Origin of the sequence: Aquirufa sp. (assembly GCF_044239315.1) — a bacterium.
Taxonomy (GTDB): Bacteria; Bacteroidota; Bacteroidia; order Cytophagales; family Spirosomataceae; genus Aquirufa.
Genome location: NZ_JBIIBQ010000028.1, coordinates 1 through 22,828, shown reverse-complemented (window position 1 = coordinate 22,828; position 22,828 = coordinate 1). Strand labels below are relative to the sequence as shown.

General features: G+C 41.7%; 23 protein-coding genes. 15 read left to right on the top strand and 8 right to left on the bottom strand.

Going from position 1 to position 22,828, the window contains the following annotated elements; genetic code table 11:
* Positions 1-29 precede the first annotated feature (29 nt).
* Positions 30-803: a hypothetical protein gene (locus ACILP5_RS09890; protein ID WP_395618483.1), complete on the top strand. Its 774-nt coding sequence runs from the start codon at positions 30-32 to the stop codon at positions 801-803.
* Positions 804-811: 8 nt separating this feature from the next.
* Positions 812-1,357, top strand: coding sequence for a hypothetical protein (locus ACILP5_RS09885; RefSeq protein ID WP_395618482.1), 546 nt, complete (start codon positions 812-814; stop codon positions 1,355-1,357).
* A gap of 57 nt (positions 1,358-1,414) precedes the next feature.
* On the opposite strand, the gene ACILP5_RS09880 is transcribed toward ACILP5_RS09885, so the two are convergent.
* Positions 1,415-1,705 (bottom strand): helix-turn-helix domain-containing protein, encoded by a 291-nt coding sequence (locus ACILP5_RS09880; protein WP_395618481.1) that lies wholly within the window; start codon positions 1,703-1,705, stop codon positions 1,415-1,417.
* Positions 1,678-1,815: a hypothetical protein gene (locus ACILP5_RS09875; RefSeq protein WP_395618497.1), complete on the bottom strand. Its 138-nt coding sequence runs from the start codon at positions 1,813-1,815 to the stop codon at positions 1,678-1,680. The genes ACILP5_RS09880 and ACILP5_RS09875 overlap by 28 nt, the downstream gene beginning before the upstream one ends.
* Positions 1,816-1,917: 102 nt before the next feature.
* Between ACILP5_RS09875 and ACILP5_RS09870 the strand changes: the two genes are divergently transcribed.
* The 3 genes from ACILP5_RS09870 (at position 1,918) to ACILP5_RS09860 (ending at position 4,645) form a co-directional block, all read left to right on the top strand.
* Positions 1,918-2,286 (top strand): BlaI/MecI/CopY family transcriptional regulator, encoded by a 369-nt coding sequence (locus tag ACILP5_RS09870; protein ID WP_395618480.1) that lies wholly within the window; start codon positions 1,918-1,920, stop codon positions 2,284-2,286.
* Positions 2,279-3,664 (top strand): M56 family metallopeptidase, encoded by a 1,386-nt coding sequence (locus ACILP5_RS09865; protein ID WP_395618479.1) that lies wholly within the window; start codon positions 2,279-2,281, stop codon positions 3,662-3,664. The genes ACILP5_RS09870 and ACILP5_RS09865 overlap by 8 nt, the downstream gene beginning before the upstream one ends.
* 135 nt (positions 3,665-3,799) lie before the next feature.
* Positions 3,800-4,645 (top strand): ThuA domain-containing protein, encoded by an 846-nt coding sequence (locus ACILP5_RS09860; protein WP_395618478.1) that lies wholly within the window; start codon positions 3,800-3,802, stop codon positions 4,643-4,645.
* On the opposite strand, the gene ACILP5_RS09855 is transcribed toward ACILP5_RS09860, so the two are convergent.
* The gene (locus ACILP5_RS09855; protein WP_395618477.1) at positions 4,635-5,252 is read right to left on the bottom strand and encodes a peptidoglycan DD-metalloendopeptidase family protein; all 618 of its coding nucleotides are present in this window, start codon (positions 5,250-5,252) and stop codon (positions 4,635-4,637) included. The two genes, ACILP5_RS09860 and ACILP5_RS09855, sit on opposite strands and share 11 nt — an antisense overlap.
* Before the next feature lie 148 nt (positions 5,253-5,400).
* Here ACILP5_RS09855 and ACILP5_RS09850 point away from each other — a divergent pair, with 148 nt between their 5' ends.
* Genes ACILP5_RS09850 through ACILP5_RS09840 form a run of 3 tightly spaced genes read left to right on the top strand, consistent with a single transcriptional unit; the run spans position 5,401 to position 8,756 of the window.
* Entirely contained in the window at positions 5,401-6,573 is a 1,173-nt protein-coding gene (locus ACILP5_RS09850; RefSeq protein ID WP_395618476.1) for a cytochrome-c peroxidase, read from the top strand.
* A 35-nt stretch (positions 6,574-6,608) separates the two neighbouring features.
* Positions 6,609-7,874 (top strand): M28 family peptidase, encoded by a 1,266-nt coding sequence (locus ACILP5_RS09845; RefSeq protein WP_395618475.1) that lies wholly within the window; start codon positions 6,609-6,611, stop codon positions 7,872-7,874.
* A gap of 33 nt (positions 7,875-7,907) precedes the next feature.
* Entirely contained in the window at positions 7,908-8,756 is an 849-nt protein-coding gene (locus ACILP5_RS09840; protein WP_395618474.1) for a sugar phosphate isomerase/epimerase family protein, read from the top strand.
* On the opposite strand, the gene ACILP5_RS09835 is transcribed toward ACILP5_RS09840, so the two are convergent.
* The gene (locus tag ACILP5_RS09835) at positions 8,753-9,637 is read right to left on the bottom strand and encodes a hypothetical protein (protein ID WP_395618473.1); all 885 of its coding nucleotides are present in this window, start codon (positions 9,635-9,637) and stop codon (positions 8,753-8,755) included. The two genes, ACILP5_RS09840 and ACILP5_RS09835, sit on opposite strands and share 4 nt — an antisense overlap.
* 99 nt (positions 9,638-9,736) lie before the next feature.
* Here ACILP5_RS09835 and ACILP5_RS09830 point away from each other — a divergent pair, with 99 nt between their 5' ends.
* Genes ACILP5_RS09830 through ACILP5_RS09815 form a run of 4 tightly spaced genes read left to right on the top strand, consistent with a single transcriptional unit; the run spans position 9,737 to position 12,876 of the window.
* The gene (locus tag ACILP5_RS09830) at positions 9,737-11,173 is read left to right on the top strand and encodes a DUF2271 domain-containing protein (RefSeq protein ID WP_395618472.1); all 1,437 of its coding nucleotides are present in this window, start codon (positions 9,737-9,739) and stop codon (positions 11,171-11,173) included.
* 1 nt (position 11,174) lies between these two features.
* Positions 11,175-11,753: a PepSY-associated TM helix domain-containing protein gene (locus ACILP5_RS09825; protein WP_395618471.1), complete on the top strand. Its 579-nt coding sequence runs from the start codon at positions 11,175-11,177 to the stop codon at positions 11,751-11,753.
* Positions 11,750-12,451 carry a hypothetical protein gene (locus tag ACILP5_RS09820; RefSeq protein ID WP_395618470.1) on the top strand — a complete coding sequence of 234 codons (702 nt, stop codon included), beginning with the start codon at positions 11,750-11,752 and terminating at the stop codon, positions 12,449-12,451. Before ACILP5_RS09825 ends, ACILP5_RS09820 begins: the two co-directional genes overlap by 4 nt.
* The gene (locus tag ACILP5_RS09815) at positions 12,451-12,876 is read left to right on the top strand and encodes a DUF6174 domain-containing protein (protein WP_395618469.1); all 426 of its coding nucleotides are present in this window, start codon (positions 12,451-12,453) and stop codon (positions 12,874-12,876) included. Before ACILP5_RS09820 ends, ACILP5_RS09815 begins: the two co-directional genes overlap by 1 nt.
* On the opposite strand, the gene ACILP5_RS09810 is transcribed toward ACILP5_RS09815, so the two are convergent.
* The 4 genes from ACILP5_RS09810 to ACILP5_RS09795 all read right to left on the bottom strand — a co-directional run bounded on the left by ACILP5_RS09810 (position 12,873) and on the right by ACILP5_RS09795 (position 20,014).
* Positions 12,873-13,238, bottom strand: coding sequence for a hypothetical protein (locus ACILP5_RS09810; protein ID WP_395618468.1), 366 nt, complete (start codon positions 13,236-13,238; stop codon positions 12,873-12,875). The two genes, ACILP5_RS09815 and ACILP5_RS09810, sit on opposite strands and share 4 nt — an antisense overlap.
* A 331-nt stretch (positions 13,239-13,569) precedes the next feature.
* Complete coding sequence (locus ACILP5_RS09805) at positions 13,570-18,918, bottom strand: beta strand repeat-containing protein (protein ID WP_395618467.1); 5,349 nt, start codon at positions 18,916-18,918, stop codon at positions 13,570-13,572.
* A 22-nt stretch (positions 18,919-18,940) separates the two neighbouring features.
* Entirely contained in the window at positions 18,941-19,531 is a 591-nt protein-coding gene (locus tag ACILP5_RS09800; RefSeq protein ID WP_395618466.1) for a hypothetical protein, read from the bottom strand.
* 3 nt (positions 19,532-19,534) lie between these two features.
* Positions 19,535-20,014, bottom strand: a complete 480-nt coding sequence (locus ACILP5_RS09795; protein ID WP_395618465.1) for a T9SS type A sorting domain-containing protein — start codon at positions 20,012-20,014, stop codon at positions 19,535-19,537.
* A 166-nt stretch (positions 20,015-20,180) separates the two neighbouring features.
* Here ACILP5_RS09795 and ACILP5_RS09790 point away from each other — a divergent pair, with 166 nt between their 5' ends.
* The 3 genes from ACILP5_RS09790 to ACILP5_RS09780 form a co-directional block, all read left to right on the top strand.
* Positions 20,181-21,329, top strand: coding sequence for a helix-turn-helix domain-containing protein (locus ACILP5_RS09790; protein WP_395618464.1), 1,149 nt, complete (start codon positions 20,181-20,183; stop codon positions 21,327-21,329).
* Between the two features lie 170 nt (positions 21,330-21,499).
* Complete coding sequence (gene uxuA, locus ACILP5_RS09785; RefSeq protein WP_395618463.1) at positions 21,500-22,684, top strand: mannonate dehydratase; 1,185 nt, start codon at positions 21,500-21,502, stop codon at positions 22,682-22,684.
* A gap of 10 nt (positions 22,685-22,694) precedes the next feature.
* Positions 22,695-22,828 (top strand): SDR family NAD(P)-dependent oxidoreductase (locus ACILP5_RS09780; RefSeq protein ID WP_395618496.1); only part of this gene is annotated, 134 nt, incomplete at its 3' end.

The following is a 22,828-nucleotide window of genomic DNA, read 5'->3' as shown; positions in this document are numbered from 1 at the left end:
GTTTATGGAAACATTTAACCTTAAAAAAAATGAAAAAACTACTTACCTCCTTAGCCTTAGTCCTGCTAGTATCTGCAGCGACTTTCGCACAAACGCGTTACACCATGGTAGCGTACCACAAATTACAACCTGGCAAAACGATGGATGATGCCATCGCCATCGAGAAGCAATATATTCCAATCCACGAGGCGCGCAAAGCGGCTGGTCTTATTGGTGGATGGGCCATGTATGTTCCTTACAACAACATCAAATCTGAGGGAATTGATTTCGATTACATGACCGTAAATTGGGGTTCCGATTTAGATAAAATTCATCTTTATCCGATGGAATTATTGGGCAGTATCTCGAAAACAGATCCAGGTTTAAAGAAATTAGCAGCCGCTACGGCAAGTACACAAACCATTCTTCGCCATTCGGTTGGTAAGAAAATTACAGGAACGAACCCGGGCACAAACAAAGACCATTATATCATTTTTGATATGATGAAAGTATCAGATGCTGCTGCATACGAAGCATTTGAGCAAAAAGTATTAAAGGTACACGAAGAAAGAGTCGCTGCAGGAAATATTTCTGGATGGTCTTTGTATAAAAATCTGTATCCCTCTTCCGATGAGGTGAAGTTTAATTACACTACCGTTCAAAGCATTGAAAAATTATCAAAATTGGACGAAATGATGGACAGCTATTACAAGGCAATTCCAAAAGCATTAGGGATTTCCCCTGAAGAATTCATGAAACAAGCAACGGTGAAAAGAGCCCTTAATGCAACCATGATAACTAAAATTGCTTTATCTACTAAATAAATAGAACAATGAAAAAAATTATCATGATCATGGCTGTTGCGACAGCCCTATTCTCTTGCGGACAGAAGCAAGATTCAGCCGCTTCTACTACGGAAGCGACTACCGATTCTTTAGGTGGAATGATGACTTCTACGGATGAAAAATCTTTAGCTGTTAAGGAACAAATTATGGCCTATGTGGCGAACGATTCAACGAAATATGGGAAAAGTATTGCAGAGGATGTGAAACTTTATTTCCCTAATGATACAGCGATAGATGTAAAAGGCAAAGCAGGCTATGTAGCCACTTTTCTTGGACAGCATAAGATGTATGAGAACATAAACGTATCTCGTTTACGGGTTATGACGATTACCTTAGGAAATGGTGAAACGTGGACAGACACTTGGGCTGTTTGGTCAGCAAAAGGTCGTGCATCTGGTAAAGAAGTATTCGTTCCGATTCACATTGTGGATCGTTGGGATGGAGATAAAATTGTAGGAGAATACCACTTCTGGGATACTAAAGCGAATGAAAATGAGGCAGCTGCTATGGCTGCAGCCGCTGCCAAGAAATAGTAAAATTTTTGTTGAAAAGGGTTTAATAAAAGGGGGGTCTGCTAGATCCCCCTTTTTTCATATTTCAAAAGAAATTTTGACTTTTCCACCCAATCCCTTTTCAACAATATCGTATAAAGTCTTCATCGTAACATTGCTCCCATCGTTTTCTACTCGAGAAATATAAGAACGCTTTTTGTTGATAATTGTCCCTAACTGTTCTTGAGTTAGGTTTTTTTGCTCCCTCGCATTCCGCAAAAGAAGGCCGATTTTGAAAGATTCGAAGTCTCTCTCGACCCCGTCTCTGCGCTCGGTTCCTATTTCGCCATAGACCGAGTCTTTTATTTTTTTCCAGGATTTAGTTTCCATTTTTTTCTAAGTAGGGCAATTATCTGACGGATGGTATCCATTTGAAATTGTAACTTTAAAGTTACGTTTAAATTTTGTATTTCCAAATCTCCACATAATATTCCTGCCATCTGTACAGCTTCTTGGTAAAATGAAAAATAACTAAAAAAATAGTTAGAAATATTTTGTAACTAAAAATTTAGTTATACATTTGACCCAACGAAAAAAATAAAATGAAAAAACTAACACAAGCGGAGGAGCAGGTCATGCAGGTGATTTGGAATTTGTCAGAGGGCGGGTTCTTAAAGGACATCATCGAGTTATTGCCGGAACCTAAACCGCATTCGAATACGGTGGCGACTTTGTTGAAGATTTTAGTGGAGAAAGACTTTGTAAAAATCTCTAATCCGAATCGAAACAATTTGTATTCCGCGAAGGTCTCGAAGCGGGATTATTCAGGTCAAAGAATGGCTGGTCTAACGGAATCCTTTTTCGACGGATCTTATGCCAATGTGGTGTCTTATTTAGTGGACAAAAAGCAGATGTCCATCGAAGATCTAGAATTGCTATTGCAAAACTTAAAATCGAAAGGCGATGAATGATACACTTATTTACCTGGTAAAATCGGTGATTTTGTCGGGGATTTTCTTTGGCTATTATTCGCTGTTTCTAAAGAACACGATTTACCACGCCTACAATCGCTTTTATTTATTAGCGGCGATGGCGCTGAGTTTAGTGATTCCATTTTTCAACTTATCGATGTTTACGATTGAGGAGGAAGAGCTGCCTGCTGCTCAGGTCTTACTGTACCTAACATCCATTTCTCAAGGGCCAGTACAAGAATCTAGTATAGCTTGGGAAATACTAGCGATAGGTTTAATCAGTGGACTATTCGTTGGGTATTTGGCTTATAGTATTCTCCGAATTTACCTATTGAAAAGAAAGAATCCCGTGACGAAGATGGGGGAGTTTGACCTTATTGAAACAAATTTGGAAGAGGCGCCCTTTTCGTTTTTCAACAATCTTTTTTGGAAGAAGTCAATCTCCTTCGAGGACGAGAGTGGGCGAAAAATATTACAACACGAGCTCACTCATATCCGCCAAAACCACTCTCTCGATCGTCTTTTTTCTCAAACGATTTGCGCGATATTTTGGATGAATCCTTTCAACTGGATCATTCAAAAAGAATTGCAAAATATCCATGAATTCATTGCCGACCGGGACGCGGTAGGCACGGGTGAAGTGGATGCTTTTGCCAAAATGCTTTTACAAAACTATTACGGTAATCATTTTTTAAACCCGAGTCATTCATTTTATTATTCATCCATTAAACGAAGAATTATTATGTTAACAACCTCAAATATTCCTAAATACGCCTACCTAAGAAAGGTGGCCGTGTTGCCTATGTTGGCCTTTATTTTGGCCATATTTTCCATCCAAGTAAGTGCACAAGAAAAGAAGCCTAAAAAAGGAGTGGAATACAAAGTCACGATGCGACCAGATTCCACTACATTTTCAGACCCTAAAACGGGTAAGAAAGTATTCACTGTTGCAACGAAAGACATGCCACCTCCGCCAGCGCCAGCTGGACCGCCAGCACCGCCGACACCCCCTGGTACTGCAGAGAAGATTAAGGTAACTCATTCGTTTTCTGATGCTAAATTCACTGGAAACTTGGATTCAAGCTCCATCTTAATGAAAGGAATGCGTGACGGGAAAGAAATAACCGTGACAGTCAAAGGGTCGAATAAAAACATTTCCACTAATGATCAGGCAAGCATCGTATTGAGGTCTTCCTCGGACCAAAAAGAAAAGCCCCTTATTGTAGTCAATGGGGTCATCATATCAGACATGAATTTGAACGAAATTAATGCGAATAACATTCAGTCAATAAATGTCTTGAAGGGCGAAAGTGCGAAAGCAAAATACGCAGAAAAAGGAGCTAATGGAGTGGTCGAAATCACCACTAAAAAGCCTTAGCCTACAAGGGTTTAAATTTGTTTATGAAGGTACTTGTAATAGGCGGTGATTTTCACCAGCCTATTACCGTTTAACCCTATTTGTAATTTTTCCTCAGAACCTCTACCTTGTGGCGAAATTTAAAACCGAAAAACCTTGAAAAAATTCTTCAAAATCTTAGGCTGGACGCTACTGACTTTTGTCGTTCTACTTTTTGCTGCAGGCAGCTTATTTATCTACAAAGTGAAAAATGGATTTCCTGTTAGCTACGAAACAGAGAAGCCTGAAATTTCAATTCCAGCTGATAAACCAGCTATCCTTTTATTCTCTAAAACGACGGGATTCAGACATGAAGAATCGATTGATGCTTCAAAGCTTTCATTGAGGGAATTAATCCATAAAAACCCGAGCTGGTTTTTATATGAAACGGAAGCAGGAGGGATATTCAATCCGGAGCAATTAGCACAATTTGAGGTGGTGATTTTTGATAATTCGACAGGTCGAGTTTTGGATGACGAACAGCAAATGGCTTTAGAGAATTACGTAGAAAATGGCGGGACTTTGTTGGGAATACACGGTGCAGGAGATGATTCGCATCACTGGGATTGGTATGAAAAGAATCTATTGGGAGCTAAGTTTTCACATCACCCGTTGAATCCGCAGTTTCAAAAGGCGCAAGTATCCATACAAGACACCACTTTTTCAACAGGCTTATCTAAGTCCTTTGAGGGTAATGATGAATGGTATGTTTTCTTCAATCAACCTAAGGACGCCACCATCGTTTACTCCATCGATGGAGAGAAGATTTTACCTAGTGGAAATATGTTGTGGATGACAGATAAGAATTTTGGGATGGGTAAAAATCACCCGGTTGCTTGGTATAAATCAGTTGGAAAAGGGAAGACCTTTTACACGTCGATGGGCCACTCGAAGGAGGCTTGGGCGAATTCGGATTTTGTTAGTTTAATCGAAGAAGCAATTAAATGGGGAGTTAAAAGGTAGCCGGATCTGGGCAATTTCCCGCGTAAAAAGTGAGATCTCGCTTAGAACAAACGCCAGGGTAATCACCTTGAAATCCTTGCATATCGCGGATGAGTTGAAAATGTAAGTGCGGAGGCCATCCGCCATTTTCATCTTGTTCCCCCAAATGACAAAGCCGCTGGCCGGCTGCAATGGGCATTCCGACCGATAGGCCTTCTAGATCTGAAAAAGCCAAGTGACCGTATAAACTGTAAATTCCTAAAGCTGGATGGTGTAAAATAATCGTAGGTCCATAATTTCCGGAGCCGGGATTGACTTGAAAACTGTGCACCACGCCATCCGCCACGGCGAAAACGGGAGTTCCTGCTGTCGTCCAAAAATCAATACCTAAATGGATGTTCCTGAAGTCTTCAGAAGAGGTAGCGAAATTTTCGTGTGCCTCGTAGATGATGCGGTGTTCGAGGTAGCCGCCTGCACCGATTTTGGCCCCTATATACTGATCTATATAGGCGCAAAAAGCAGATATATTCCCGAAAATAGATGGATTCAACTCCTTGTTAGCGACACTAAGATCTAGCGCTATGCTGTTCGATGGTGTAAGGGGTTCAGAAAATAGGCGATGAATCATTGCTAGGTTATGTTTAGGTAAATTTAGCTGTAGACTTTGAAAAAAGCCAGAGCAAGTCTATTTATCCCCAAGATGCCCTGATTCGTCGATTATTCGGTTAACGGTATACTTTTTCCTTACATTTACGTTTAAGAAAAAAATAAAATTTATGCGCTATATAATTCTTGTTCTGACAGTAGGCTTATGGAGCTGCAGTGAAAATACATTAGAGACGGTGGTAACCGCTGATCCGTATACGGAGATTAAAAAAGCTTTATCGATTAATCCTGTTGTGCTGGATAATTATGCTGCACAAGGAAAGCCAGCTTATGTGAATAAAGATAATACGGCGGCAAATCCGATTTCGGACAAGACGGCGACCTTAGGGAGGGTGTTATTTTATGACAAAAACCTTAGCGTTAATAATACGATTTCATGCGCGAGTTGCCACAAGCAAGAGTTTGCGTTTGGGGATACGGCAATATCGAGTTTAGGGGTGGATAATGGCCGGACAGAGCGGCATTCGATGCGGTTGATTAATACGCGCTATGCGAATGAGGCGAAGTTTTTTTGGAACGAACGCGCGGCTAGTTTAGAGGCTCAGGTGACGATGCCTATTGTGGATCATTTAGAGATGGGATTTAGTGGCCAAACAGGACGCGGTAATATTACTTCTCTCATCACAAAACTAGGGGGCATCGGCTACTACAAAGAATTATTTAAGCTCGCTTACGGCGATGCAACGATTACGGATGCGCGGATGCAAACGGCTTTGGCCCAATTTATCAGAAGCATTCAATCCTTCGATTCTAAATACGATATTGGTCGCGCTCAAGCGCCTAATGATGGAGCCCCTTTTTCTAACTTTACGTCGCAGGAAAATGCCGGCAAGAACCTCTTTTTAGCCCCACCTATCTTTAATGCGGCCAGCGTACGAATTGGTGGAGGGTTTGGTTGCCAAGGTTGCCACCAAGCACCGGAGTTTGACATTGACCCTAACTCGCGAAATAATGGTTTCATTGGTGTGATCGGAAGTGCACAGACGGATTTGACGAATACGCGTTCTCCCTCTTTAAGAGATATTTTAAATGCGGCGGGTGTAGCCAATACTCCCTTTATGCATACGGCGGCCTCACAGACCATTCGCCAGGTATTGAATCATTATAATTCGATTGCTGCCGTGCCAAGAAATACAAATTTAGACCCGCGTTTAAGACCTAATAATATAGGCCAAAACCTGCAAATGACACCCGATGAGATCAATGCCATGGTCGCCTTTCTGCGAACTTTGACAGGAAAGGATGTCTACACGAATAAGAAATGGGGGAATCCGTTTCTGTAGATAATTGTGTAATATTGTCGGAATAAAATCTTCCGATGAAAAAAATCTTATTACTCTTAGCGCTGCCCTTGTTTGCTCAGGCGCAGCAAATCGATAAAATCATTACGCGCGCGGAAACGGAGCGCATCGAAACCTATTTAGCCTCTAACGAATTAGCAGGTAGAAAACCGTTCACTCCGGGAATCGAAAAAGCGGCGAAATTCATCGCAGGAGAATTTGAGAAAGCTGGATTGCAGAAAACGAACGGGACTTATTTGCAGACATTTCCTATGTTTAAGTCCCAGCTTATTTCTGTTTCAGGAAACGCTGATGACAAATCGCTAGATTCAAAACAGGTAGCGATTATTTCCAAAGAGGCCTCCCTACAAATCGATGAGAAATCGGGTTACGAAGTGGTAAATGTGAAGGAGGGAGAGAATTTTGGCCAAATCGCCTACCGAATTATGTCTGCGACGAAACCTACCATTGCTTTCCTTCACGAGAGCTTTGCAAAATTCATCCCACGCCTTTCTGGCAGAGGGCCGCTGAGGGAAGGTCAGGCGAATGTTATTTTTGTCGTGGCTAATACCGTGCCTGCTTCCTTTAAAATTAAGGCAAACCTACAAGTAGATCGCCTGGAATTGTCTAATGTGGTAGGCATCCTACCTGGCAAAAGCCGCCCGAATGAATACGTGATTTTCTCAGGTCATTATGACCATTTAGGCATAGGTAAACCCGTACAAGGTGATTCCATCTACAATGGCGCAAACGACGATGCGGCTGGAACGACTGCCGTGATGATGCTCGCAAAATACTATGCGAAAAAACGTAATAATGAACGTACGTTAATCTTTGCTGCGTTCACAGCTGAGGAGAGTGGGGGACATGGAAGTTCGTATTTCTCGAAGCAATTCAATCCGGATCAGGTGATGGCCATGTTTAATCTAGAGATGATTGGAACAGAGAGCAAATGGGGCAAGAATAGTGCTTATATCACAGGTTACGAGAAGTCGTCAATGGGAGAAATTTTAAAGAAAAACTTAGTGGGCTCTGCTTTCACTTTTTATCCCGATCCCTATCCAGAACAAAACTTATTCTACCGCTCAGACAATGCAACCTTGGCGGAACTAGGCGTTCCGGCTCATACTATTTCTACATCGAAGATGGATAGCGAGCCTAATTACCACAAGGCGAGTGATGAAGTGCAGACTTTGGACTTAGACAATATGACCGAAATCATTAAGGCCATCGCGACGAGCGCGACCAGCATCATTTCTGGCAAGGATACGCCTAGCCGAGTAGATACGACTAAATTAAAGTAGAAAAACCTCATTTATTACACAAAACCTATACTTATGAAAATTAAACAATTGTTAATCGTATGCCTTTTGGCATTGCCTGCATTCACGCAAGCTCAGAAATTATACACCTATCCCATCGGTGTTCAAGCCTACACTTTTAGAAATCAATTTCCTAAAGACGTAGCAAAAACGCTCGACTTAATTCAATCCATGGGCATTACGGAAATCGAAGGGGGAGCTCAAAAAGGACAGACTCCAGCTCAATTCAAACAAATGTGTGCGGATCGTGGCATTAGTGTTCCATCCACTGGGGTAGATTATAACGAATTAGCTAATCCTGCTGAGGCCATCGCAAAGGCTAAAATCTTAGGGGCGAAGTTTGTGATGTGCGCTTGGATTCCGCATAAAGTGCGTGGTGGATTTACACTAGAGGAGGCTCAAAAGGCAGTCGCTTTATTCAATGAGGCAGGCAAAAAATTCAAGGAAAATGGCTTGACACTTTGCTACCATGACCATGGATATGAGTTCCAACCTTTTGGCAAAAACGAAACCTTGTTAGACTACATCATCCAAAACACGAATCCGGAATATGTTTCTTTCGAAATGGATGTTTTGTGGACGATGCACGGTGGAGGCGCTGATATGCCAGAGAAATTATTGAAGAAATATCCTACACGTTTTAAGTTAATGCACGTGAAAGATTTGCGCAAAGGTGTGGCAGGTGATTTAACGGGTGGTACTCCGGCAGAAAACGATGTTCCGGTAGGAACAGGCCAAGGGAATTGGAAAGCAATTATCAAGCTGGCTAAAAAGAACGGCATCGAACATTGCTTTATCGAAGATGAAAGCAATAAAGAAGTGGAATTCGTTCCGTTAAGTATCGCGTATTTAAAGAGTCTCTAGAATTTAAGATTATAGGCTAGATAGGGGATCGCTGATGGGCCTCCGACACTGGGAGTTACAAAACCAGCGTCAAGCGCAGAGCGTTCCCCTAATAATCTAAGGCCAATAGATAAAATCCCATTGTATTGATTTACTGTATTTTGGTATTGACCAGTCGCGCCATCATAGTTCACCGTCTTCGTGGAAAATATCCAGTTCTCAGTAATTAGCATGGCCCTTTTTGATATCCTTGTCATGCCTGAAAGGGTAAACATAGGTTTGTTTGCAAATTTCCAGCTATAATCTTCGCTACCCATTCCTGTATTTTGATTAACTGCCCCTAGGCCTGCGTTTAGGGTGAAATTGTGTTCTTTCGTTCCATAAGTGAAGGAACCGTAGGCAACACCCACCCCAAAATTAAAATCTCGAATAAGTGATGTCGCAAATAGAATTCCCCCACCCAAATGTACTTTCTCAGCTACCTGGTAGCCTATTTTAGGGGTGATGAAAATCGCAAAAGGGACAACAAATCCTCCACCCACGGAGAAATGATCTGTTATTCCCGCTTGGAAGGAATTGAGAAGAATTAGGGCATTTTGATAGTATTTATCCCCTTTTTTTAAGGGAATCGCAGATGGACCAAAGAAGTAACGCGAAGAGTGAGGATTCGTAAATCGGTCATTTTCGTTTTTCGAAATCACATTCAACGACTTGATGGTGGACCAGGCCACGGTTACCGTGCCTAAATCATCCGTTGCAACAGAGACATCCGATTCGGACTTTTGGAGAAGTTGGCCTCGAATTATTTTGCCATTTTTTAATTCAACGGAAACATAGGTGGAATCTTGGGCTTTTGCCACAAAACTTACCATGACTAAAAAGGCAATCACTAGATTTTTCATTCTGCTGCTGTTTATATCTACAAATCTCAATGCTTTATCTCATAATTCATCCCAATTAACGGATAAATTTTCAATTTTGCCGTATTAAAAACAAACCATATGATCAATTCAATCGGCCTAAGTTTACTAGCATTGACACCAGCAGCTTCTTCAGCAACTGGTTTATTAACCTCCCACTTCGAAAATGTATTGGGAACTTCATTAGATCTTAAGATCGTTGCGTCCTCTGAAGTAGCAGCTACAGCTGCCGAAACGAAGGTATTAGCGGAGATCAATCGTTTGAACGATATCCTTTCATCTCACGGATCTTCGGAGTTTATTCTGTGGCGCTCGACTCGCGGCGAATCGGTAGAGATTTCTTCAGATTTACGTGAGGTGTTACAACATTTCGAAGAATGGAATGCGAAGTCGGATGGAGCATTGAATGCGGCGTCTGAACACATTTCGCAATTATGGACATCCGAAATTCCTTCAATGGAAGCGCGCGAAAATGCGGTAATGGAAGTGAATCAGCCTCATTGGTCTTTAGATGAAAACGGAGCAACTCGATTATCGGAAACGGAATTAAAATTGCACAGTTTTACGAAATCCTATGTGATGGAGAAGGCGGCGACCGAGGCGATGACCGAGGAGGGTGTTGCTGGAGTGGTGGTGAATATCGGTGGGGATTTTGTGGTGAAGGGAGATTGGACAGAGAAAATAGGGGTGTCAGATCCGAGAAATGCGGCGGAAAATGCCGAGGTTTTGGCCTATTTACAAGTGAATAATAAAGCCGTGGCGACTTCTGGGGATTACCGCAGAGGTACGCAGATCGACGGTGTGCATTATTCGCATATCATGGATCCGCGGACGGCGGAACCGGCAGCTGAGGTAATTTCGGCGACGGTGGCGCACCAAGATGCGGTGACAGCTGGTGCTTTAGCAACGGCATTTAATGTATTGGGTGTGGCGGCTTCGATTGATTTAGCGGCGCAATATCCGGAGGTTTCTTACCTGATTGTGGATAAGGATGGTTCCGAATTCAGAAGTGAGAACTGGCCTTCGACCTCTACGGAGAAGTCTGCGATTAGTCTTGTGAATGTCAAAGAGAAATTGTGGGCGGCTAGTCAATCATTAGACATTAAATTCGAATTAGCGCGTTTCGAAGGTAGGGCAAGACGTCCGTTTGTGGCGGTTTGGATAGAAGATGAAAATCACAAGCCGGTGAGAAGAATCGCGGTTTGGTATAATAAGCCACGCTGGTTGCCAGATTTACGTTCTTGGTTTGCGGCGAAAAGAGAAGTGGAATTTGATGCGGCTTCGGTGACGGGTGCGACACGGGGGGCTGGGGAGTATACCTTGGTTTGGGATGGCAAGAATGATAAGGGAGAATATGTACCTTTGGGGAAATATACCGTGTTTATCGAGGCGGCTCGTGAACATGGAACATATCAATTGATTAAGCAGGAAATGAAGTTTGATGGGAAAGCGAAAAATCAGGCTTTACCAGGTGGGGAGGAGATGAGCTCGGCTTCATTAAGTTACAAAACTAAGTAGAATGAGAGATTTAGCGACGTGGTCGAGGTGGCTGCACATCTATTTGTCGATGTTCAGTTTCATCATTGTCTTGTTTTTTTCGGTGACGGGTCTGACCCTGAACCACGTGGATTGGTTTCCAGAAAGTACGGTGGTTTCTGAGCTGAAAGGTTCTGTGAATGCTGGCTGGGTTTCAGTAGCTGATACGGCCAAAATCCCCAAACTCGAAATCGTCGAACAGCTTAGAGCGAATCATAGCATAAAAGGGCAATTGAATGATTTCCGTATCGATGAGGAAGAGATATCGATTTCTTTTCAGGGCCCTGGCTACACGGCTGATTTCTTCGTGAATCGCGCAGATGGAAAGTATGAATTAACGGAAACGAAGATGGGCCTCATCGCCGTTATCAACGACCTACACAAGGGTCGCGATACGGGGAAAGCTTGGTCTTGGGTGATTGATTTCTCTGCCATCTTTATGATTGTGATCTCGGTTACGGGGTTAATTTTGTTAGTATTTTTAAAGAAAAAACGCACAAACGGATTGCTTTGGTTAGCAATTGGAGGAGTTGTGGCATTTTTATTTTACTTACTTATATGATGATTCAAATTTCAAAGTTCAAAGACCAAAGTTCAAAGAGGATTCGTTTTTTCTTTTTGCTTTGTTCTTTGCTATTTGCAAAAGCCGTTTTTGCACAGGACAACCATGCGCCGGCTATGCCCGCTCCGCCTATCCCGGTGGAGGCAACTTTTGGCAATAACCGGGTTCAGTTTATCGGTGTTTTAAATCGTCCGGTTAGCGCAGATGGTAAGTTGAGTTACTTTAACCTCAGCATGGGGATGGTTGATTATAAGAATACCGCTTCTGAGACGGAGATGGTGATTGTGAATAACTTGACTTATTCGCTTTTTGGGGATATTCGAGCTACGGCCGGGGCTGAATGGCATTATAAATTAGGGCTGGTTCCTCAGGTGGGATTGCAATATTTTAAGGCGAATCGTACCTGGTTATTTTTATTAAATCCAAACCTAAATTTGCAGCCTTCGAAGGCCATTTCAACGATTGGGATTGTGGAATACAAGCCTGCTATTTCGAAAGACCTTTCGTTTTATTCGAAAGCGCAGGTTTTACATGTGGCGAGTTTAAGCGAGGGAACACATGCTCGTAGTGCCTTGATGCTTCGAGCGGGTATTACGAAAGGCAAGCTCACTTTAGGTCTAGGCGCGAATTTTGATTATTATGGACCTAAGAAGATAGAAAAGAATAATGTAGGTCTATTCACTCGCTTAGCACTTTAATGAAGAAATTACTTTTCCTTTTTTGTTTGAGTTTATGGGGCTGCAAAACAGTGGAGCCACTGGATGATGCGACTGCGAACCTGAACCTTTGGAACGAAAAGAAAATCGAAAACTATTCCTTTTCGTTTAAAAGGGTCTGTTTTTGTCCTTTAGAATATGTGGGGCCACATCAAATTGTGGTGAAAAATGGGAAGATTTCCACCGTAAATGGCGCGCCTTATAATAAAGCAGAACGTTATGGGGTCATGTACACGATACCGGAATTATTGCAGGTCATTAAGGCGAACATCGACAGAAAACCAGTTAAGCAAACATTGAATTTTAATCCAACTTACGGTTATCCGACCAGTGTATTTTTTGATTTTTCAGAAATGATTGCGGATGAAGAAATCGGCTATGAAATCACAAATTTCAAAGTCAATTAGGGGCAAATAGAGATGGGGAGTGATTTTCGAGGCGTAGGAGAATACGCTTTGCAGGTAATACATTCTTTAGTCAATTGACTAGAATCTAACTTGAATAAGAATTCATCCCCTTCTTTTAGACTGACTGGTAAGGCGCAAGGATTAAAAAGTGCGAACGCATTTTTATAGATTTTACCCGTGTCTGGATTTTTCCATTGGGCTTCGACTTTCGAAGTGTCTATCGAGCCTTCGACTAATTCGATTACGTAATTATTACAAATTCCTTTTAAAGATAGCCTGCCTTTGTAACAGTTCTCTGGTAAGACCTCTTGTGATTTACAGGCAACTAAAAGCAGGCAGAAGAGTAGTAGTAGTGGTTTCATTCTGCTAAAGTAATCATAGCCTTTATTACCTGTGCGCCGGGCTCGTTAATTTTTGTAAAAATATCAAGAAGTTGATTTTTGCCAAAACGATGGCTAACAAACATCCCTGCCTGAATCTTGCCGGAATGGAACAAATCCATCTTTTATAAGATTTTTAAAGAGGAGCACGGGACAACGCCTATTGAGTGGATTAAGGTGAATTTGTAGGATTGATACGAGGCGCCTTTGTTTGGCCATTCCTATAAACCTGCTAGAAATTCAGTAAAAATTAAAAATAAAACCTCAATGAACGGGGTCCATTGGGATTTGGGAATCTGATTGTTTTAAGGTTTTAGAATGAACGTATTGCTGTAACTGACCAAGTTTGTGAATTTTTATTTTCAGTATATTGATCGTTACTATAAATATTTTTTCGGTAAGCTTGAGCAGTATTTGTAGAAGATTCTGTAGAAGTCCAATAAGCATATGGATGTTCTTGATAATTATATCCATCTGGTATGATTATATAAATATTCGACCAAAAATCATTCAACTTCCTAATTTCGTCTAAACTACCTAGATACCAATCTGTATAACCACCACCATTATATGCCCTTGCTTTACCTGCAGCAGAATTAGTTAAAGCACCCCCTTGGCTGGCAATAATAGCGTTTGTATTGGATGCCCCCGTGCCTAATGCAGTTCCTGTTGCTCCTGTGGCGCGATTATCAGTATTCCAATTCATTTTTCCCATACCTATTGGTGCAAGAATTAATCCATGTTGAACATTCGCGTCATATCCTGGATCGCCACTTTTTAGTATATAAAAAACAGCACCGCCGCCATAAAGTTGACCAACTATTTTGTCAGCCTCATTAGTTGTAAAGCTTATAGTTGGGCCGTATGTTGTTCCAGCTGTATTCGTCGCAAAAGATTTTGCATAATAAATAGTTGCCCCTGATAATCCTGTAATGGTTGTAGTATAAGTTCCTGCAATTGCATTTGAGTTTATCGTAGTACTTGTAGAAGTTCCGAAACTTGAAGATGTACTATACATTATTCCCACTGTGGTGGTTGCACCTCCATTTGAGCTTAATACTCCTCCTAAAATTGCAGATGTAATCTTTATTGTAGAAGTGATTGTTGAAGACAAAGTTGCCGTAGTTGGTGTTGCAAAAGATACTTCTGGCCCATAAACTGTCCCCACAGTATTTGTAGCAAATGCTCTTACATAATAAGTGGTTGCGACACTTAAACCTGTTAAGCTACTTGTAAAAGTTCCAGTACCTGTTCCAATGGATACACTATAGGTGGATGCGCCTGAACTTGTACCCCAAACTAAACCTCTAATTGTTACACTAGAGCCGCCATCGGAAGATATTGTTCCACCACTAGTGGCAGTCGTTCCAGTAATTGAAGTAACGGTAGCCGTAGCTGAAATAGTAGGCGCTATGGCCAATGTTGTAAAGCTGCTTTGTGGTCCATAAGCCGTTCCAATACTATTCGTTGCATAGGCACGAACATAATATAAAGTTGCAGCTGTTAATCCTGTTAAACTACTTGTGAATGTACCTGTTGATATACCATCGGTTGTTTTTGTTGAAAGTGCAATAGTTGGCGTAGAAGTCGTTGACCATACCACTCCACTCACTGTGACTGTTGCGCCACCATTAGCAGTAATTGTTCCGCCGCTAGTTGCACTTGATCCTGTAATAGATGTTGCATCTGAAGTTGCTGATACTGCTGGCTCTACTGCTAATGTTGCAAAAGATACTTCTGGTCCATAAACAGTTCCCACACTATTTGTCGCAAAGGCTGTTACAAAATAAGTAGTTGCGACACTTAAACCTGTTAAGCTACTTGTAAAAGTTCCAGCACCTGTTCCTGTAGTTACACTATAAGTTGAAGCGCCTGTACTTGTCCCCCAAACTAATCCTCGGGTTGTTACAGTTGCTCCTCCGTCTGTGGATATAGTTCCTCCGCCTATTACTGTAGTTCCTGTGATAGATGTTACTGTTGCTGTTGTTGAAACAGTAGGTGTTGTTATGGTCGTAAATGTAATATCAGGTCCATAACTAGTTCCTAAATAGTTGGTTGCATAAGCACGTACATGATAAGTAGCTCCCTGTGTTAATCCTGTAATTGAACTTGTGAATGTACCTGATGTAGTTCCATCAGTTGTTTTGGTAGATAGTGCTATAGTTGGATTAGCACTTGCATCCCAAACTAAACCACTGGTAGTAATGGTTGCACCACCATTGGATGAAATGGTTCCACCACCTATAGCCGATGTAGTAGTAAGTGATGTGGGCGTGGCTGTTACTGAAACAGTTGCGGTTGTTTGTGTTGTGAAGCTTGTTTCAGCACCATATCCTGTTCCTTGAACATTGGTTGCAAATGAACGAACATAATAAGTGGTTCCTTGTGTAAGTCCTGTCAATGTGCTTGAAAAAGTTCCATCACCTGAACCTATCGTTACACTATATGTTGATGATCCTGTTGTTGTTCCATATACTAAACCTCTTACACTTACTTGCGTTGCACCTTCGTCTATTACATTACCACCAGATGTTGCTGATGTTGAAGTTATTCCTGCTGGTGCTGTTGCAGCTAAAACAGGATTATTTATAGCAACTGGAATTAAGGTTGTTGTTCTGACGGCTCTAACTTGGAAAGTCCAAGCTTTAGAATCTGGTAAATAGCTTCCAGTTCCGAAATTTTGACCATTTGCAACAGAAGAGTTTGCTTCATTTGATGTCCAATAAACTGATACTGGATGAGTATTATTCGTAATAAATGAACCAATTACTACCCTATTTATATACAATTTATTTAATTCATCTCTACTTGGCAAATACCAATCAGTATAAGCACCACCTCTATAATCTCTAGCAGTTTTTGCTGCATAAGTTCCTGTATTAGTATACAAACTAATTATAGCATCTGTATTTGCAGAACCAGCGCCTAAAACTTCATAGCTAGCCCCTGATAAATTAACTTCTGTTGATAAATTAGAACTATTTGACCAATTAACACGACCACCTGAGGTTTGATCAGAAGTTGCAGAAATTAAAACTGGTGTATTAATAGACGAATATCCAGGATCACCACTTTGATATATATAAGCAATAATACCTCCTCCATAAGCATCACCAACTATATTTAAAGTTGTAGAAGTTGATATTGTAGTAAAGCTTTGCGCATCACCATAACTTGTTCCAATTACATTGGTAGCATAAGCTCTAACATAATAAGTAGTACCTGCGGTCAACCTAGTAATGGAACCACTAAATGTCCCTGACGTAGTTCCATCGGTTGTTTTGCTATCTGCAGTTGTTGGCGTTACAGTTGTACTCCAACAAATACCTGATGAAGTAACTGGTGATCCTCCATTAGATATGATTGTTCCACTTGCACTTGCAGCGTACTTTGTAATACTGCTAGCTGCAGTGGTTGTGAGTGTTGGAGCTATAGCTAGTGAAGTAAAGCTTATTTCTGAACCATAAACGGTACCCACACTATTGGTTGCAAACGACCTCACATAATAGGTCGTGGCTGGTGTTAATCCTGTTAAGTTACTTGTGAATATACCCGTCCCTGATCCTGATGTAACACTGTAAGTAGACGAACCTGCACTTGTTCCATAAACAATACCACTTGCTGTTACTGCTGATCCACCATCAGATGTGATTGTTCCACCACTAGTTGCAGATGAGGATGATATAGATGATGCCGCAGTAGTTGATGAAATGGTTGGGATATCTAATGTTGTAAAGCTTGTTTGTGCTCCGTAGCTAGTTCCCACATTATTTGTGGCATAAGAACGGACATAGTACAGTGTTCCTAAAGTTAATCCAGTGATGGAACTGCTATAAATTCCGTTGGCTGTGCCATCGGTTGTTTTAGTTGATAACGCAATGGTAGGGGTGGAAGTAGTAGACCAAACAAGGCCACTAACTGTTACTGTCGCTCCTCCATTATAGGTAATATTTCCACCACTGGTGGCTGATGTTGCACCAATAGAACTTGCTGCAGTTGTAGAGGCTAAAGTCGCCACCGCTTGCGCGGTATTGACCATAATTTCAGGACCATATTTTGTCCCTACACTATTCGTCGCATAGGCTCTAACATAATAAGTCACCCCTGAAGTTAGACCTGATATTGAACTACTGAAAGTTCCAATTCCTGTTCCATCCGATGTTTTAGTAGAAAGAGATGTGGTCGGATTTGTATTAGTGTTCCAAACAACACCACGCGCAGTCACATACGCACCTCCATCTGAATCAATAGATCCACCACTGGTTAATGCACTGGAAGTAATATCAGATGCGGTTGAAGTAGCACTAACTGCAGGCAAAGCAAATTGCGCATTTGCTCCTACCATGTTTACAAAGTTAGTCCCATTATAGACTTGTAATTCTCCGTTTGTTCCGCAATCAGAACACCATAAAATAAGACCAGCTTCGGGAGAAATGATGGTTGATTTTTGGGCAAAAGTTAATCGTGGTAAAAGCAATCCTTTCGATGTAGATGTAATGTCTAATGCTGCCGCTACTGATGGTGTCGAAGTTCCGATGGCAACTGTTCCCGTAAATACCGGAGAGGCAATCGGAGCTTTTAATAAGATGACAGTCGAATTAGCCGTTATGCTAGCCGTATTAGCATTTACAACAGTTGTTAATGTGACTAAATCAGCGGCGTTAGCCTTCAAAACTAAACCTGGAATGGTGGGTGATGCCGCAGTTCCACCTAAATCACCGGCTAGTTGAATTTTACCTTTTGTGTTTGCATCCGCATCAGCGATAGTTGCCGCTGCGACTTTGGTTAAAACGTAAGCAGTATCTGCTTTTACTGCTAAGGCAGTTGTGACATCTGAACTATTAGCTTTTAATGCTAAAGCAGAAGTCATATCCTCCGTATTTGCTTTTGCCGCTAATCCAGTTGTAACATCCGAAGTATTTGCTTTTAAAGCTAAAGCAGTTGTAACATCCGAAGTATTTGCTTTTAAAGCTAAACCCGGCACGGTAGGCGCTGCTGCCGTTCCTGCTAAATCTCCAGCTAATTGAATCTTTCCTTTCGTAGTTGCATCTGCATCTGTGATAGTGGCAGTAGCTGCAGGAACATCTCCTTTATTCGCCTTTAAATCCAATGCCGCTTGCATTGCAGCAGAAATTGGTTTTGCAGCATCGGGCGTATTATCTACTTTATCAATACCTAAATTAACCCGAGCATCTGCTAGCGTTGTAGCTCCTGTTCCACCACCTGTGATAGCAAGTGTTCCACCTAATTTACTTGCTGTTTCTGCATAAAGCGCATACGGATTATACGTTAGTTTTTGATCGGAAACTTTCGTGTAAGAACCTCCTTGATCAAAGCTGACATGTACTTGTAAGGTCTTTTGTGCACTATCCCATACTAAAGTATTAAATGAAGTAGCAGACACAGAACCGATCATTAAATTGACCAGACCATAGGCATCGGTTTTTGTTTTATGCACTTCTTCGAATTGCATAGAGGAATTAGCATAAATACTAAACTTCACCCACACATCCCCATTAATAAAGGGTTGACCATTGATATCAACACCAGGGGCTTCGATAGGATTAGGATCTAAGATGACTGCTTGGTAGGATAGACCCTTTTGGGCAAAACCTACATAAGAAAGCAAAATAAAAATCAGAGAGAACAGATACTTTTTCATAAGATGATAGAGTGTATAATTATTACTTGCTAAGGCTAATGCCTATGCTGAAAGTCGATGGGATAAAGTTTAAAGTAGAGCTACCGAAGTTGTAGGAATCCAGGTGTTGGTATTTAGCAAATACACCTACCTGCTCATTGATCTGCTTATTGATCTCAAAGCTGTAACCATATAGCGTACGAAGCGAGTTGAACTGCTTATCAGCAAACAGATCGACGTAGCGATTCTGAATGAACTGATTTCCTTTCACCATGCTGGAGGCTGAAGCCACGGCTTTTGCACTAAAGGAGAACCCTTTGCCTAGATTAAGCGAGGGTCCTACACCTAAAGACAAACCAATGAAGTCAGTGGAATAAGCGAGTGGAATGTTTTGAATATCCCCCACTGTATTGAACTGGTTGTAGGCTAGACCTAGATCGAGAACGAATACTTTCGAAAGCGAGAATTCCCGAGACAAGCCTAAGGCAAGACCAGATTCAGAGCGCAACGAAATAGGATTCGTTCCAGCCGAGTTAGCGAATTCGTAACTAGTGATGTTCGAGCCTACTGAGACTTTATAGCTCTGAGATAAGGCTGGGAAACTTAAAAAGAGAAAGAGTAGAATTCTTTTCATGTGTTATTGTTTAACGATACTTTTTGTGATGACTTGGTTGTTTGTAACGAGACGTAAAATGTATTTACCCACTGGTAGGCGATCGATAGTAAGTAGTTGAACTTCACTCAGATTCGCAGCGATTTCACCGGACCAGACCCGTAGCCCATCGATGGAATACAGTTCGACAGTTGAAATAGAAGTACTGGATCGAGAGAGTTTCAAGCGAAGCTCTGAGACGAAGGGATTAGGGAATGCTTCTACAGAAACAAGTGTACCTGGTTCGACCGAACGACGAAGTGAACGAGAGGTGGGCTGCACGAAACCCTGGCGAATGACACGAGTTCCCACGCTCTGTGTTCCCAATACCACTGAAGACTGACCGATCGACTGCATGTAGGTCGAACTACCTATCCCAGAGGACAGGGTGGCGATCTTTACGGGGTTCGTTTGGGCGAAACACGCGAAAGAAAGTAGGGTAAAAAGCACAATTCTTAGCAGCATGACAGTATAATAATCTGCAAAAAAAGAGCTTACGAGAGAGGATTAAACTTATTTAAGAGGGGAAGAAGTGCCGATAAATTATTACCACACAACTACCTAAGTACGATTTTGTGTGTTTAAATTATTTAAATACTACATTTGATGGTAACCAAATTTCAAACTGATCATGTTTTCCTCCATTCTTCTGGTCGTATTTATATCTATGATTATTTTGATTAAACATTGGAATCAAAATAAAGGAGTCGTCTATTTAGTTATTCTAATTATTGCTACAAGCCTTCGCCAAATGACTTTATTGGTATTATATTCGAAGGGAAGCGCTGACTTTATCGTATATATATATACGTATTGGGATGCCATTTATGCATTAATTGGGCCCTGTCTTTATTATTATTTTAGGTCTATCATTAAGGGGAAAATCGATTATAGTCCCTTTGCACTCATTCACTTAATTCCCTTCCTACTTATATTTATTAATTCAATTCCCTATTACGCTTTGCCTTTGGCAGAAAAAATAGACCTGATTAATTTTATGCGCAATGGCTCTCAGAGTAACTATACCTCTACACCGTATTTATTTTTTCAAGGCAAAATTCAGAAATTCTTTTTCATGATTTCAAATTTTTCTTACGCGGCCTATTCCATTTATTATGCGTATCAATTTAAGTTTAAGGGGAGCCAAATCTTGAGAAAGAAGGTATCCGTATTGTTAAGTAAAGCAGTGATAGTTTGTATGATTACCATATTGACATACTTTCTGTTAGCAATTTATTATTACTATCAAATCCATTACAATGCTAGTTCCTATGTGTTCAATCAGTCTCATTTTTTAGTGCTACTCATATTCCCCCTTAGTTTCTTTTTATTTCCTAGTTGGTTATATGGCGAAAATGAAAATACCAGTATATTTTCGCGTTTTAATCAAGCGCTAAAAATCACTTTTAGTGATAGCCTAAAAAAGGAAGGAGTAGATAGTAGCACGGCAAATCTTGATCGCATTATTGCCTACATAAGTGATAGCAAGCCTTACCTTAAGGATACCTTCTCTCTACACGATATTTCTAGAGCTCTAAATATTCCCCATGTGCGCGTCACAAATTGCTTTAATAAGCAATTACAGGTGTCCTTCCCCGTGTATCGTAATAAATTACGGATCGATTACGCTATCTCCTTATTTACTAAAGGGGCTCACTTGAACACCTCCATCGAGGGGATTGCTTCAAAAGCTGGATTTAAGAGTAAATCAGCTTTTTATTTAGCTTTCAAGGCTGAACACGGTGTCACACCTATAGAGTGGATTAAGGTGAATTTATAAATGCGTCGATTAATTTCGCTAATCGCCTCAAAAAAGTCCGAATTATGAGGCGATTAGAAAAAGTACATTGGCTAACACCTTTGCTGACTCCCCCCTCCAAACCCCCTAGAAATTCAGTAAATTTTGTGCATTTTGCGCTTTCAAAAGCGTAAGCCTCTAAACTAATTTACATGATACACACGATGCGTTGGTTCGGACCGAACGACCCAGTTTCCTTGATGGATATTCGTCAAGCTGGTTGTACCGGAGTCGTGACCGCATTGCACCAAATCCCGGTGGGGGAAGTTTGGCCTATTGAAGCTATTCAAGAACGCATTTCAATTATTCAAGCGGGTAATCAAGATTGGACACCCTTGCATTGGTCGGTGGTGGAATCGCTTCCGGTGCACGAGGGAATTAAGAAGGCCTTGCCATCGCGCGCGCAGCTTATTGAAAATTACTGCGCATCCTTGCGAAATCTAGCGGCCTGCGGGATCAAAACCGTGTGCTATAATTTCATGCCAGTCTTGGATTGGTCGCGGACGAAATTGAATTTCGAGATGCCGGATGGGGCGCGGGCTTTACGCTTTGTTTGGACGGATTTCGCGGTGTTTGATTTGCATATTTTACAACGCCCGGGGGCTGAAGCGGATTATAATCCTTCTGTTAGGGCTGCGGCTGCGGAGCGTTTCTCAGCAATGACGAACGAGGAAAAAGAAGAGTTAAAAAATACGGCGCTATTAGGCCTTCCGGGTTCAGAGGAGGCGTTTCATTTAGAGAATTTCCAAAGTCTTTTAGACGAATACCGCGACATTTCAGCGGATCAACTGCGGGAGAATTTGCACTATTTTGTGCGTTCTATCTCGCCTTTAGCACAGGAATTAGGCATCAATTTATGCATCCATCCGGATGATCCTCCTTTCCCTTTATTAGGCTTGCCGCGTGTGGTGAGTACGGAGGCGGATTTAGCTTTATTAATGGACGCGTCGCCAGAGCGCGCGAACGGAATTACGTTTTGCACGGGCTCTTTGGGAGTGCGTGCTGACAATGATTTGCCTGGGATGGTTCGTCGCTTTGCGGATCGCATTCACTTCTTGCATTTGCGTACGACTTTTAGAGAACAAAACGAACCATTAATCTTCCATGAGGCTCCGCATTTAACGGGGGATGTAGATATGTTTGAAGTAGTGAAAGCGGTGGTGGAGGAAGAAAAAAGACGGGGAGGCGAGCAGATTCCGATGCGCCCAGACCACGGCCACCAAATGTTAGATGATTTGAAAAAGAAAACGTATCCGGGCTATTCGGCGATCGGACGATTGCGCGGGTTAGCGGAAATCCGTGGACTGGAATTAGCGATTCGCTCCACTTTACATTAGAAAAAATAAGATGCAACAACCATTCTCATTACAGGGGCGCGTGGCGCTCATCACGGGCGGCGGAACCGGAATCGGATTCGACATCGCGAAATGCTTTTTAGCATCAGGCGCCACCGTCATTATCACGGGTCGCCGCGAAGACGT

What these genes read in the sequence shown, in the direction of transcription:
- ACILP5_RS09820 (WP_395618470.1), top strand. Translation starts at nt 11,750, where the DNA reads ATGATGATTCAAATTTCAAAGTTCAAAGACCAAAGTTCAAAGAGGATT.
- ACILP5_RS09835 (WP_395618473.1), bottom strand. Translation starts at nt 9,637, where the DNA reads ATGAAAAATCTAGTGATTGCCTTTTTAGTCATGGTAAGTTTTGTGGCA.
- ACILP5_RS09875 (WP_395618497.1), bottom strand. Translation starts at nt 1,815, where the DNA reads ATGGCAGGAATATTATGTGGAGATTTGGAAATACAAAATTTAAACGTA.
- ACILP5_RS09825 (WP_395618471.1), top strand. Translation starts at nt 11,175, where the DNA reads ATGAGAGATTTAGCGACGTGGTCGAGGTGGCTGCACATCTATTTGTCG.
- ACILP5_RS09830 (WP_395618472.1), top strand. Translation starts at nt 9,737, where the DNA reads ATGATCAATTCAATCGGCCTAAGTTTACTAGCATTGACACCAGCAGCT.
- ACILP5_RS09805 (WP_395618467.1), bottom strand. Translation starts at nt 18,918, where the DNA reads ATGAAAAAGTATCTGTTCTCTCTGATTTTTATTTTGCTTTCTTATGTA.
- ACILP5_RS09880 (WP_395618481.1), bottom strand. Translation starts at nt 1,705, where the DNA reads ATGGAAACTAAATCCTGGAAAAAAATAAAAGACTCGGTCTATGGCGAA.
- ACILP5_RS09850 (WP_395618476.1), top strand. Translation starts at nt 5,401, where the DNA reads ATGCGCTATATAATTCTTGTTCTGACAGTAGGCTTATGGAGCTGCAGT.
- ACILP5_RS09840 (WP_395618474.1), top strand. Translation starts at nt 7,908, where the DNA reads ATGAAAATTAAACAATTGTTAATCGTATGCCTTTTGGCATTGCCTGCA.
- ACILP5_RS09855 (WP_395618477.1), bottom strand. Translation starts at nt 5,252, where the DNA reads ATGATTCATCGCCTATTTTCTGAACCCCTTACACCATCGAACAGCATA.
- ACILP5_RS09815 (WP_395618469.1), top strand. Translation starts at nt 12,451, where the DNA reads ATGAAGAAATTACTTTTCCTTTTTTGTTTGAGTTTATGGGGCTGCAAA.
- ACILP5_RS09885 (WP_395618482.1), top strand. Translation starts at nt 812, where the DNA reads ATGAAAAAAATTATCATGATCATGGCTGTTGCGACAGCCCTATTCTCT.
- ACILP5_RS09800 (WP_395618466.1), bottom strand. Translation starts at nt 19,531, where the DNA reads ATGAAAAGAATTCTACTCTTTCTCTTTTTAAGTTTCCCAGCCTTATCT.
- ACILP5_RS09865 (WP_395618479.1), top strand. Translation starts at nt 2,279, where the DNA reads ATGAATGATACACTTATTTACCTGGTAAAATCGGTGATTTTGTCGGGG.
- ACILP5_RS09845 (WP_395618475.1), top strand. Translation starts at nt 6,609, where the DNA reads ATGAAAAAAATCTTATTACTCTTAGCGCTGCCCTTGTTTGCTCAGGCG.
- ACILP5_RS09870 (WP_395618480.1), top strand. Translation starts at nt 1,918, where the DNA reads ATGAAAAAACTAACACAAGCGGAGGAGCAGGTCATGCAGGTGATTTGG.
- ACILP5_RS09790 (WP_395618464.1), top strand. Translation starts at nt 20,181, where the DNA reads ATGTTTTCCTCCATTCTTCTGGTCGTATTTATATCTATGATTATTTTG.
- ACILP5_RS09890 (WP_395618483.1), top strand. Translation starts at nt 30, where the DNA reads ATGAAAAAACTACTTACCTCCTTAGCCTTAGTCCTGCTAGTATCTGCA.
- ACILP5_RS09810 (WP_395618468.1), bottom strand. Translation starts at nt 13,238, where the DNA reads ATGAAACCACTACTACTACTCTTCTGCCTGCTTTTAGTTGCCTGTAAA.
- ACILP5_RS09795 (WP_395618465.1), bottom strand. Translation starts at nt 20,014, where the DNA reads ATGCTGCTAAGAATTGTGCTTTTTACCCTACTTTCTTTCGCGTGTTTC.
- uxuA (WP_395618463.1), top strand. Translation starts at nt 21,500, where the DNA reads ATGATACACACGATGCGTTGGTTCGGACCGAACGACCCAGTTTCCTTG.